This window comes from Salipiger sp. PrR002 (genome assembly GCF_010500775.1).
Lineage (GTDB): Bacteria > Pseudomonadota > Alphaproteobacteria > Rhodobacterales > Rhodobacteraceae > Salipiger.
The window spans coordinates 43,796-55,284 of sequence record NZ_JAAGOU010000029.1; the positions used below are offsets into that span (position 1 = coordinate 43,796).

The 11,489-nt window shown below is 66.1% G+C and carries 10 protein-coding genes; 1 reads left to right on the plus strand and 9 read right to left on the minus strand.

What is annotated here, in order from left to right:
* Positions 1-10 precede the first annotated feature (10 nt).
* Genes G0A00_RS20905 through G0A00_RS20925 form a run of 5 tightly spaced genes read right to left on the minus strand, consistent with a single transcriptional unit; the run spans position 11 to position 5,212 of the window.
* Positions 11-898, minus strand: coding sequence for an ABC transporter permease (locus G0A00_RS20905; RefSeq protein ID WP_164182770.1), 888 nt, complete (start codon positions 896-898; stop codon positions 11-13).
* Between the two features lie 5 nt (positions 899-903).
* On the minus strand, positions 904-1,821 hold the full coding sequence (locus tag G0A00_RS20910) for an ABC transporter permease (RefSeq protein ID WP_164182768.1): 918 nt from the start codon (positions 1,819-1,821) through the stop codon (positions 904-906).
* Positions 1,822-1,828: 7 nt separating this feature from the next.
* Entirely contained in the window at positions 1,829-3,370 is a 1,542-nt protein-coding gene (locus G0A00_RS20915; RefSeq protein WP_164182766.1) for an ABC transporter substrate-binding protein, read from the minus strand.
* Between the two features lie 50 nt (positions 3,371-3,420).
* The gene (locus tag G0A00_RS20920; RefSeq protein ID WP_164182764.1) at positions 3,421-4,230 is read right to left on the minus strand and encodes an ABC transporter ATP-binding protein; all 810 of its coding nucleotides are present in this window, start codon (positions 4,228-4,230) and stop codon (positions 3,421-3,423) included.
* The gene (locus G0A00_RS20925) at positions 4,223-5,212 is read right to left on the minus strand and encodes an ABC transporter ATP-binding protein (RefSeq protein ID WP_164182762.1); all 990 of its coding nucleotides are present in this window, start codon (positions 5,210-5,212) and stop codon (positions 4,223-4,225) included. Before G0A00_RS20925 ends, G0A00_RS20920 begins: the two co-directional genes overlap by 8 nt.
* Positions 5,213-5,352: 140 nt before the next feature.
* Here G0A00_RS20925 and G0A00_RS20930 point away from each other — a divergent pair, with 140 nt between their 5' ends.
* Positions 5,353-6,285, plus strand: coding sequence for a LysR family transcriptional regulator (locus tag G0A00_RS20930; protein ID WP_164182760.1), 933 nt, complete (start codon positions 5,353-5,355; stop codon positions 6,283-6,285).
* Between the two features lie 49 nt (positions 6,286-6,334).
* Here the strand turns inward: G0A00_RS20930 and G0A00_RS20935 are convergent, their stop codons facing one another.
* The 4 genes from G0A00_RS20935 to G0A00_RS20950 form a co-directional block, all read right to left on the minus strand.
* Complete coding sequence (locus G0A00_RS20935) at positions 6,335-8,317, minus strand: TRAP transporter fused permease subunit (RefSeq protein ID WP_164182759.1); 1,983 nt, start codon at positions 8,315-8,317, stop codon at positions 6,335-6,337.
* Entirely contained in the window at positions 8,317-9,267 is a 951-nt protein-coding gene (locus tag G0A00_RS20940) for a TAXI family TRAP transporter solute-binding subunit (protein ID WP_164182757.1), read from the minus strand. The genes G0A00_RS20935 and G0A00_RS20940 overlap by 1 nt, the downstream gene beginning before the upstream one ends.
* Before the next feature lie 318 nt (positions 9,268-9,585).
* Positions 9,586-10,284 carry a GntR family transcriptional regulator gene (locus G0A00_RS20945; RefSeq protein WP_164182756.1) on the minus strand — a complete coding sequence of 233 codons (699 nt, stop codon included), beginning with the start codon at positions 10,282-10,284 and terminating at the stop codon, positions 9,586-9,588.
* The coding region (locus G0A00_RS20950) for a MalY/PatB family protein (protein ID WP_203595463.1) at positions 10,281-11,489 on the minus strand (1,209 nt) is incomplete at its 5' end. The genes G0A00_RS20945 and G0A00_RS20950, both read right to left, overlap by 4 nt.

The window sequence follows — 11,489 nt, forward strand, 5'->3', positions numbered from 1 at the left end:
TAGTGCGGCATCAGCGGCGGTTGCCCGCTTCGAAGCGGGCCCGGAGCCCTTCGCCCAGCAGGGCGATGCCCGCGACGAGGATGAAAATCGCGGCGCCGGGGAAATTCACGAGCCACGGTTCGAAGAAGACGAAGTCCTTGGATTCCGCGATCATCAGTCCCCAAGACGTCGCTGGCGGACGGATGCCGAGGCCAAGGAAGGACAGCGCCGCCTCAAGCATGATGGCATGGGCCATCTCGAGCGTGGCGACGATGACAAGCGGGGCAGGCAGGTTGGGCAGGATCTCGGATAGGAGGATCCGTCCGTCAGAGAACCCCGCCGCCTGCGCTGCCTGCACGAACTCCGCCTGCCGCAGCCGCATGGTCAGGGCTCGCGTCACCACAAGGAACTGATCCCACAGGAAAAAGGCGAGGATCAGCATCATCAGCCCCAGCGAGTTGCCCAGCAGCCCCACCAGCGCCACGGCGGCGAGCATGATCGGCAGACTGAGCCGGACGTTCAGCAAGAACATCACCGCCGCATCCACGCGGCCGCCAAAGAACCCGGCGGCGAGGCCGAGCGAGATGCCGATGGTCGCCGAGATGGCGATGGTGCCAAAGCCCACGACCAGCGACATGCGCGCGCCATAGAGCAGGCGGCTGAGCACATCGCGGCCAAGGTGGTCGGTGCCCAGCGGGTGCTCCCATGTGCCGCCCATGAAGGCGGGGCGGATCATCCGGTCGGCCAGCGATTGCGTATAGGGTGAATGCGGTGCCAGCATCGGTGCAAATATGGCGACGGCCAGCACAAGCAGCAGGATGGCAGCGCCGATCCACAGCCCAAGGTTGCCAGCGACGGGACGCAGGCGCAGCCGGAACAGGCCCGCTGGGGCGGTCTGCGCAGGGACAGTGTTGGGCATCAAGGTCACTCCAGCCGAATTCGCGGGTCGATGGCGCGGTTGAGAAGATCGGCCAGAAGGGTCAGCAGGACATAGGCCGCCGACACGGTGAGCACTGCCGATTGCACCACCGGGTAGTCGTTTTGATTGATGGCTTCCCATGTCAGGTAGCCGATGCCGTTGATGGCAAAGATGGTCTCGATCACCACCGATCCGCCCAGCAGAAACCCGAACTGCACCGAAGCCACGGCGACCACTGGCACCAGCGTGTTGCGCAGCGCGTGGCCAAGATAGACCTGCCACCGCCGCAGCCCCTTGGCGCGGGCGGTGCGGATATAGTCAGAGCCGATCACTTCGATCATCCCCGCCCGGGTGATACGGATCAGCGCGGGCATGGCGTAAAAGCCAAGGGCAAGCGCAGGCATCAGCAGGTGCTGAAGGTCGGTGCCGCCGGTAATCGGCAGCCAGCGCAGGGTCAGCCCGAACAGCAGGATCAGCAGGAAGGCGAGCCAGAAGATCGGCGTGGCGCCCCCGATCAGCGCCACCAGCAGCACCGCGCGGTCGAGCGTGCCGCCCGGTCGGAGCCCGGCGGCCATGCCCATGGGGATCGCCAGCGCCAGTGCAAAGCCGATGGCCATGGCACCAAGCGCCAGCGTCACCGGCATCCGCTCGAGGATCAGGCGGGTGACGTCCTGCCCGTAGTAGAACGACCGGCCCATATCGCCGCGCAGCAGGTCTCCGAGCCAGCTTAGATATTGGATCGCGATAGGCCGGTCCCAGCCGTATTGGGCGCGCAGGAACTCGACGTAGTCCGCGCCCGAGCCCTCACCCGCCAGCGAGATCGCCAAGTCGCCCGACAGTTTCAGCATGGTGAAGCTGAACGCCGAAATGGTCAGCAGGACCAGCACGGCCAGCAGGCAGCGGCGGATGAGGAAGCGTTTCATGGTGCGATCACTTCCAGGTGGCGCGCCAGAACTCGACGTTCTCGTCGTCGGGGACGGGCACATCGACATCCGAGGACATCACGTAGTTGATCGGCACGGTGAAGAGCGGCGCCCAATAGGCCTTGTCGGCGATCTGCTTGAGCGCGGTCGAGAAGAGCTCGGCTCGGCGGTCCTGATCGGCGATGCGCCCGGCTTCCTGAATGGCTTCGGTGACCACGGGATCGCGGGACTGATCGTCGGGACTTTCGCCAAAGAAGAAGGTGGTGATCGCACCGGTATCGGCCACGCCAGCCGAGCCGAAGTCGTCAATGACCAGCGGGGTCTGGTGGTCGCGGCGCGACTGGATCACCGCCGAATACTGCTGCCACACGAGGTTGCCGCGGATGCCGATCTCGGACAGGTAGCCAAGGATCGCCTCTGCCACGGGGCGCGAGCGATAGCCGTAGATGTCGATGTCGAAGCCGTCGGCGTACCCTGCCTCGGCCATCAACGCGCGGGCGGCCTCGGGATCGTAGTCATATTCGGTCACATCCTGCTCGCAACCGTATTGCGCCGGGTTGCAGGCCGAGGGGATGGTTTCCGACGAGCCGCCGATCAGCGACTTGGCAATCGCCTCACGGTCGATGGCATGGGCGATCGCCTTGCGCACACGCACATCGGTCAGCGGGCCCTCGGCATCGGTGAGGCCAGCTGCATCCATGGTCAGGAACGCGACGCGGAAGGTCGGTGCGTTGATCACCTCGAGGTTGGGCATCTGCGCCAGCTTCTGCGCCTGATCATCGGGGATGTACCATGCCCAGTCGATGCCGCCCGAGATCAGCTCGGCGACTTGGGTGTTCACATCGGGAATGGCGCGGTAAATCAGCGTGCCGATCTCTGGCACGTTCTTGGGGCCGTCTTTCATATAGCCGTCGAAGGCCTTGAAGACGATGTCGTTGCCGTCCTTGCCCTCGATCATATAGGGGCCCGAGCCGACGGGATGTTCGGCGAACTCCTGCAGGCCGACCTTCTCGCGATAGGCTTTCGGCAGGATGGGCAGCTGCACGATGTATTGCATCGCGAGCGGGGTCACTTCCTTGGCGATGACACGAACGGTGTAGTCGTCGACCACCTGCACGTCGTCGATCCAGCCGGGCGTTGTGCGGTTGAAGACGTTGTTTTCCGGGTTGGCGGCGTAGAGGAACGTATAGGCCACATCCTCGGCAGTGAGCGGATCGCCGTTGTGGAAGGTCACATCGTCGCGCAGCTTGAACTCATAGGTCAGGTCGTCGATCTGCGACCATTCCTTGGCGATCAGCGGCTCGAGCTCGAAGGTCTCGGTGTTGCGGTAGACCAGCGTGTCATAGGCAAGCAGCCCCAGCAAAAAGCCCTCGCGCCCCGGCGCATGGTAGCGGTCGAGGCTGGGCAGTTGCGCGCGGAAGGCGGCGACAAGCGTGTCGTTGGACTGATCCGCCAGCGCGGGGCCTGCGGGCAGGGCGGTCAGCGCGGTGCTGGCCGCAAGGGCGGCCATGGCAAGCCGCCGGGTGAGTTTCATGGAAAGGGAAGGCATGGGAGGTATCCGGTTCTCTCTGTTGGGGTTTGTGGTTTCTTCTTGGTTATTCAGGGGCCCGCCGCGATGCGGTCGAGCGCGGCGCGGGCGCGGTCCGGGTCGATGGGCAGCACCGCCGCGAGCAAGCCGCGCGTGTAGGCGTCGGAGGGGTTTTGCAGGACGGCCTCTGCCGGGCCTGTCTCGACCAGCTGGCCGCGGTTCATCACCGCCACCCTGTCGGCGAGATGCGCCACGACGCCGATGTTGTGGGTGACCATCAGCACTGTGAGGTTCAGGCGCTGCTTCAACTCATCCAGCAGGTTGAGGATCTGCGCCTGCACCGACACGTCCAGTGCCGAGGTCGGCTCGTCACAGACAAGGATGCGCGGCTCTGCGATGAGGGCGCGGGCGATGGCCACGCGCTGACGCTGCCCGCCCGACAGCGCCGAGGCACGGCGGTCGGCCCAGGATGGCGCAAGGCCCACCTGTTCGAGCATCGCAGCGGCTTTCGGCGCCCAGGTCTCGCGCGCGACACCGCGTGCGATCAGCGGCGCGGCGACGATGCGGCCAAGGCTCTGGCGTGGATTCAGCGAAGAATAGGGGTCCTGAAAAACCGGCTGCATCAGCTCGGCACGCTTCATCCGCGACCAGTGACGCAGGTCGGCACCAAAGCAATGCACGCGGCCCTCGTCCGGCTGTTGCAACCCAAGAAGGATGCGCGCCAGCGTGGATTTGCCCGACCCGCTCTCGCCGACGAGCGCCAGTGTCTCGCCCGCGTGCAGACGCAGGGACACATCGCGCAGCGCGTGGGTGACATGGCCGCCGCGACCGGGAAACCTGCGCGAGACGTTCACCGCTTCAAGGGCGATCTGCTCAGACATGGGCGCGCTCCGGGATGTCCATGGTGGGGCGCAGGCAGCGGCAGATCTCGGTCGAGCCTTCGGGGTGCGCGGGGATCTCGGCCGTTGCGCAATGCGGCAGTTCCTCGGCGCAGCGCCCGGCGAAGGCGCAGCCCCGCATAGAGCCGATCAGGGTCGGCACGCGGCCCGGAATGCTGCCAAGCGCGCTGCGCGCCCGCTTGCGCGGGTCCGGCACGCAGGACAACAGCGCGCGGGTGTAGGGGTGGCTCGGGCTGAGGAGAACCTCGCGCACGGTGCCGGTTTCCACCACCTCTCCCGCATACATGACGTTCACCCGGTCGGCGATGGCGGCCACCACGCCCAGATCGTGGGTGATCAGGATCAGCCCCACGCCATAGCGTGTCTGCAGACGCCGCAGAACCGCCAGAACCTGCGCCTGGACCGTCACGTCGAGCGCTGTGGTCGGCTCGTCGGCAATGATGAGCCGGGGCTCGGCGATCAGCGCCATGGCGATCATCACCCGCTGGCGCAGACCTCCGGACAGCTCGTGCGGGTATTGGCTCAGCCGGGCAGCGGCATCGCGAATGCCTACCTCTCCTAGCAGGGCAATGGCCCGCTCGCGCGCGGCGGCGGCAGAGCGCGAGACGTGGCGCAGGTAGGTCTCGGTCAGTTGTCGCCCGATGGTCAGCGTCGGGTTGAGGCCGGTCATCGGGTCCTGAAAGATCATCCCGATGCGCGCGCCGCGCAGATCCTCCAGCGCGCGGGGCGACAGCGCGTCGATGTCCTTGCCCTCGAACCGCAGATAGTCGGCGCGGCGCTTTGCGGTGGCGGGCAGCAGGCCCAGCACTGCCATGGCGGTCATGGATTTGCCGCAGCCGCTCTCGCCGACGATGCACAGGGTCTCGCCGGGCTCGACGCTCAGGTCGACGCCGCGCACCGCGTGCAGCACGCCAGCGGGCGTGTCGATGTCGACGCGCAGATCTTTGATGTCCAGTAACGCCATGTGGTCGGTCCGGGATGCTGAAATGAGTGGCCCCGAAGACGAGGCAGGCCCCGGCAGGCCGCGCGGGGATGCCCCTGTTATTGCACCTCCGGATCATCAGAAATAATACTAATGATCTATGAGGGCATAAGGGAATGCTTATGAATATGAACCTGCGTCAGCTCGAGACCTTCCGGCTGTTCAGCCGCACCCAAAGCGTGACGGAAACGGCGCGGCTGATGCGGGTCTCGCAGCCAGCGGTCAGTCAGACATTGAAGGAGCTTGAGGGGCAGCTTGGGTTTTCGCTTTTTGTGCGCTCGCGCGGGCGCACCCGGCTGACGCAGGAAGCGCGCGATCTGCTGCCTTCGGTGGAGCGGATCTTTGTCGATATGACGGTGCTGCGCGGCAAGGCCGAAGAGCTGCGCGACCTGCGCGGCGGGTCGCTGTCGATCGCCACGGTGACCACCTTCACCGCCGCCGGTCTGCCAAAGGCGATCTCGGCTTTCCGGCACGAGCGCGAGCGGGTGCGCATGCGGCTCGAGGTGTTTCCTGCCAACGAAGTGGTGCGACAGGTGCGGCAGGAATACGCGGACATCGGCTTTGCTTTTCAGCCCTTTGACGAGGTGGGCGTGGCCTCTCATCCGCTGCTCGAGATGTCGATGATTTGCCTGATGCCCAAGGATCACCGGCTGGCGGGCCGGGCCAGCGTGTCGGCCGCCGATCTGGAGGGAGAGGTGATCGTGGCGCATGGCAATCAGTCACCGCCCGGCGTCATGCTGCGCGAAAGCCTGCGCGACGAGGTCAACACGCTCGATATCATGCAGACCAACCAGTCGACGGCGGCGCTGCATCTGGTTCAGGCGGGGCTGGGGGTGGCGCTGACCCATCCGATGGTGCTGCCCTTCGATCCCGAACGGCGGCTGCATGCGGCGATCTTCGAGCCAAAGGTGAAGTTGACGCTGGCGATGCTCTATTCCCGCGCAAGACCGGTGCCTCGGCTGGTGCAGCGCTTTGAGCGGCACCTGCGGCAATGCCTCGTGGATTACGCGGATGAGGTGACGGCACGTGGGCTCGATTGCCGGTTCGTCGCCTGAAAGGTGACGCGCCGCGACCGTTTGGGGCCGCGGCGCGCAGGTGTGTTGGTTAGCCGTGGGCGGGCGCGGCCTTTGGAGCGCGCAGGACGTAGCCTGCAAGGATCAGCAGGCAGAGCGCTCCGGTGAGGTCGGTCGTCCAGCCCGGAAAGACCAGCGCAAGCCCTCCGGCCACGGCCAGAGCACGTACCAGCACGGGCAGCGGGCGGCGCAGCCAGCCAACAACCGCAGCCGAGATCGCGCCGATCCCCAGCAGCGCCGTCGCCAGCGACAGCGCCACCTGCAGCGGCGTGCCATCGCCCAGAGGCGGCGGTCCGTAGACGAACATGAACGGGATGATGAAGCTCGAGATGCCCAGACGGAACGCCATTGTCGATGTCGTCCAGGGGCTCGTGCCCGCCACCGCCGCCGCCGCATAGGCGGCGATGGCCACCGGGGGCGTGATCGTCGAGATCCCTGCGCAGTAGAGGATGAACAGATGCGCCGCGATCAGCGGGATGCCCGCTTTGACCAGCGCTGGCGCCAGCAGCGCGGCCAAGATCACATAGGCCCCCGAGGTCGGCATGCCCATCCCCAGCACGATGGCCATGACCATAGTCAGCGCCAGTAGCAGAAGCGTGCTGTCCCCGGCCAGCGTCAGCACGATGGTGCTCATCCGCAGGCCAAGGCCGGTCTGGCTGATCACGCCGACGAGGATGCCACCCAAGGCGCAGGCCACGGCGACCGATCCGATCATCCGCGGCGCCTCGATCATCGCCTCGAGGCAGACGTCAAGGAACCGGCGCCGGTTCGCGCCATCCAGTATCAGCACCATGCCCGCCAGCGAGGCAATCGCCCAGACCGCCGCGCGGGCGGGGGTAAAGCCCTCGACCAGCACCCAGATCATCACCCCGATCGAGATGAAGAGATACCCGCGCTGTGCGAGAATGCGCATCAGCGGCGGCACGTCTTCGGCACCCGGGCGCAGCTGCAGCCGGCGCGCCTCGAGATCGACGACCACATAGACCGCGAAGAAGTAAAGCAGCGCCGGGATGATCGACACGAGGATGATCGACACATAGGGCACGCCGATGAATTCGGCCATGATGAAGGCGGCGGCCCCGAGGATCGGCGGGGTGATCTGACCGCCCGAGGAGGCGACAGCCTCGACCGCGGCGGCAAACTCACCCTTGTAGCCCGCCTTGCGCATGGCCGGGATGGTGAAGGCACCGGTGGTGGCGGCGTTGGCGGCAGGGCTGCCCGAAAGCATGCCCATGAAGGCGCTGGACACCACGGCAACCTTGGCTGGCCCGCCCATGGCGCGGCCGGTCAGCGCTCGGGCGAAATCGGTAAAGAACGCCCCCGCGCCAGAGGCGTTGAGGAAGCAGCCGAACAGCACGAAGAGGAAGATATACCCGGCAGAGACCCCGATCGGCGTGCCCCAGATGCCTTCTTGCGTCAGATAGGCGCTTTCAAGCACGCGCTCGGGCGAAAAGCCCTTGTGCCAGAACGGGTAGGGCAGATGGTTGCCCCAGAAGGCATAGGCGATGAAGCCCACCACAACGACCACCGGTGCCGCGCCCAGTACCCGCCGCGAGGCTTCGAGCAGGGCGAGCACAAGGCCCCATCCTGCCAGCTGTTGCAGGGTGGTGGGCGGCGAGAAATAGGGGATGCGCGCCTGCACCGCTTCGGCGTCGAGCATCAGATAGCCGCAGCCAAAGATCGTCAGCGCGAGGGCGACGGCGTTGCAGATCTGCCCGGCCCGGAGATTGCCGAACAGCGGCTTCGACGGGGAGGCGAGGAACAGCACTATCAGCGCAAGGCCGAGGTGCGCAGGGCGGAAAATTTCCGAGATCGGTTGCCCGCGTGCGCCCGCCCAGAGGTGGAACACCGACATGGTGATCGCCACGAGCATGGCGATCTTGGCAACGAAGCCCGCCTCGCGGAAGCGCGACAGCACGCTTTGCCCAGAATTGGGCCCAGAACTGGCAGAGGCTCCTTGCGGAGCCTCGCCTGCTGCCCCTAGGGGCAGCGTTTCGACGGATGCGTCGGTCATCAGTTGATCAGGCCCGCTTCGGTGAAGTAGCGCAGCGCGCCCGGGTGCGGCTCGGCACCGGAAAAGCTGCCCATGGTCTCGGGGGTGATCGACGCCAGCGAGTTATGCGAGGCCTGAAGGTCAGCGATATGCTCGACGAGGGTCTTGGCGATGAAATAGGCCTCTTCCTCGGGCATATCGGCGTTGACCACGATCATGGTCGAGGTCGACACCGAGGCCACGTCTTCGTCCTGACCTTCGTATGTGCCCGCCGGGATCACCGACGCCACATAGCCTGCGTTTGCTTCATTGAGTTTGGTGGCAAGCGCTTCATCGACCGGCACCAGTTTCACGTCGTTGCTCGAGAAGAGGTCGATGAACGAGCCGGTGGGCGCCGCGGTCAGCACGAAAAGCCCGTCCGCCGAGCGGTCTTTGACCGCGTCGATGTCGAAGTTGACGTTGCCGCGCGACAGGGTGAGGTCGTCGTCGGACAGGCCAAGCGCGCCGCGGGTTAGGGCAAAGAGGTCCTCGGTGGAGGAGCCGACGGTCGAGGTGGCGATCGACTTACCGGCGATGTCCGCATAGCTGTCGATGCCGCTGTCTTCCGACACGATCAGCTGCATGGCCGAGGGGCTCAGCATGGCGATGGCGCGGATATTGTCCATGGGCGCGGGGAAGGGATCGACGCCTTTGGCGGCGGCGGGCGGCACCGAAGCGAAGGTGATCGCCACATCGGCTTCGCCTTGGCCGATGACCATGACGTTGGACAGCCCGTTGCCCAGTTCCGCGTTCGCGGTGACGCCTTCGCCGGCGAAGATCTGGGTCATCGCCGCCGAGATCGTATACCACGAGCCGCCCTGCGAGCCGCCCTTGATGGTCAGCGTTTCGGGAGCCGTCTGGGCGCTGGCGCCAGAGGCGATCGCGGCGGTGAGGCACAGGCTGGACAGGAGGCGGGAGGGGGTCATGATCATGTAGGTTTCCTTGTTGGAGGTCATCGCGACTTGGTTCGGGAGGACGCCGCAATTTCCTTCTCTGGAAACGGAATGGGCGACATAAAGTCAAATAGGGAGTTTACATCGATACATAAGTGAAAGCTTATGTCGGCACATAACAAGTTGATATATATGGGCATTGATGGCCAGAGCCAGCCCTCCACCGGGCGCAAGGCTGGCATGTTCTGTCATTTCTTGTGCAAGTGATGTGCCACGCCACGCCGCGACGCGGGCCGGGGCTCTCGCCACCGCCTGCCTGCGTTCAATTGGCATGTTTCGGATTTGTCCGGAGACCGCTCAGAGTTCGAGCGGCGACGTCTCGTCGGCAATCAGCGCGCTGAGCAGACCGCGCCGGGTGTTCTCGGTGTGCAGGCTGATCGCCTCGCGCGCCGCGGCGCCGTCACGGGCCCGCAAGGCCGAAACAATACGGCTGTGGTCTTCCTCGGTCTCCGGCGTGACGTCGCGGATCGTCGCCCCCATGTGGAACAGGCGGGTGCATTCCTCAAGGTAGCCAGCGATCAGCGCCTGCAACCGCGGGACCCGTGCGCCGGTGGCTATCGCGGTGTGAAACCGGTTGTTCGCGGCGACAAACTCGAGCACCGGCAAGGTCTTGTCCTGCCCATAGGTCTGATGAGACAGCGCCTCCAGATCGTCAAGCTCGGCCTCGCTCATCCGCAGGGCGGCGAGCTCGGCAGCCGAGCCTTCGAGCGCCTTACGCACGGTGAAGATGTCGGTGATGTCCTTCACCGTCACAGGGGTGACCCGATAGCCGCGCCGCGGAAAGGCCTCGACCAGCCCTTCAAGGGTCAGCCGCGCCAGCGCTTCGCGCACCGGGGTCTTGCTCATCGAGAGCCGCGCCGCCAGTTCCTGCTCTCCAATGTCGGTGCCGGGCCGCAAGGCGCAGGTGATGATTTCCTCGCGCAGCCGCGCATAGGCCTGATCGGTCAGCGAGGGCGCCTTTGCGCGCCCGGCCGCGGCTTTCTGGTCTTTGTTCATTCCTGCCCCCCGTGATCCCGGACCGCCTTTGCCATGCGATGTAACGCCTCGTCCAGAAGCTCCGGGGTGCAACCGTAGTTGAGCCGCACCCAGCCTTCCAGACCCGGCCCGAAATCCGTGCCGCCGCTCAGCGCCACGCGGGCGCGCTCGAGGAAGAACTCGGATGCCGGGAGCGGCAGGCCAAGCGCGCGGCAGTCAATCCACGCGAGGAACCCGGCTTCGGCGGGCAGCATCTTGGCGCCGGGCAGCACGTCGGGCAGGCGCGCGGCCAGACGGTCGCGGTTGGCGGCCAGCTGCGCGCGGGCGGCGTCGCGCCAGTCGCTGCACTGCTCATAGGCCGCGCTCATGCCAGCAAGGCCAAGCACGTTCACGCTGTCGACCATGCCGCGTTTCGAACCCTCGAAACATGCGCGCATCGTGGCGTCGGGAATGATGGCGAAAGCGGTTTTGAGGCCGGGCACGTTCCACGTCTTGGAGGCGGCCATCAGCGTCACCGACCGAGCCGCGATCTCGGGCGAGAGCGATGCGGCGGGGATATGGCTGCGCCCGTCCAGCACCAGCCCGCAGTGGATCTCGTCGGAGATCAACACCATGTCGTGGCGCAGGCAGAGGTCGGCGCGAAGCGCCAGCTCGCTTCGCGTATAGACCCGGCCGGTGGGGTTTTGCGGGTTGCACAGCAAGAGCGCGTCCGAGGCGCGCGCAGCCTGCTCCATCTCGCCTTCGTCAGAGGTCCAGCGCCCGCCGTCGGGACGCTGCCAGACCGGGTGGAGCGTGAGCCCCCAATGCTCGGGCGCTGCGCGCAGCGGAGCGTATACAGGGAGCTCTTCCATAACGCCGCCGCCCGGCGTGGTGAACGCCGAGAGCGCCATGTTGAAGCCGCCCTCGACCCCCGGCAGGAAGACCAGCCATTCAGGCTCGATCCGCCAGCCGTGGTCACGCAGCATCGCCTGCACCAGAACCTCGCGCTGCGCATCCGTGGCCCGCCCGTAGCCGAGTACACCATGGTCGAGTCGCACCCGGATCGCCTCGGCAATGCGCGGGTCGGCGGCGAAATCCATATCGGCAACCCAGAGCGGCAGCACGTCTTGCGGGTAGCGGCGCCACTTATTGCTGTCGGTGCCGCGGCGGTCCGGCGCAGTCAGCGTGCTCATCACATCCCCCGGATCATGCCGCCGTCGACGCGGATCATCGAGCCGGTGACGTAG

Coding starts and splice junctions, on each gene's coding strand:
- G0A00_RS20945 (WP_164182756.1), bottom strand. CDS start 10,284: ATGAACAAAGACCAGAAAGCCGCGGCCGGGCGCGCAAAGGCGCCCTCG.
- G0A00_RS20935 (WP_164182759.1), bottom strand. CDS start 8,317: ATGACCGACGCATCCGTCGAAACGCTGCCCCTAGGGGCAGCAGGCGAG.
- G0A00_RS20920 (WP_164182764.1), bottom strand. CDS start 4,230: ATGTCTGAGCAGATCGCCCTTGAAGCGGTGAACGTCTCGCGCAGGTTT.
- G0A00_RS20930 (WP_164182760.1), top strand. CDS start 5,353: ATGAATATGAACCTGCGTCAGCTCGAGACCTTCCGGCTGTTCAGCCGC.
- G0A00_RS20925 (WP_164182762.1), bottom strand. CDS start 5,212: ATGGCGTTACTGGACATCAAAGATCTGCGCGTCGACATCGACACGCCC.
- G0A00_RS20910 (WP_164182768.1), bottom strand. CDS start 1,821: ATGAAACGCTTCCTCATCCGCCGCTGCCTGCTGGCCGTGCTGGTCCTG.
- G0A00_RS20905 (WP_164182770.1), bottom strand. CDS start 898: ATGCCCAACACTGTCCCTGCGCAGACCGCCCCAGCGGGCCTGTTCCGG.
- G0A00_RS20915 (WP_164182766.1), bottom strand. CDS start 3,370: ATGCCTTCCCTTTCCATGAAACTCACCCGGCGGCTTGCCATGGCCGCC.
- G0A00_RS20940 (WP_164182757.1), bottom strand. CDS start 9,267: ATGATCATGACCCCCTCCCGCCTCCTGTCCAGCCTGTGCCTCACCGCC.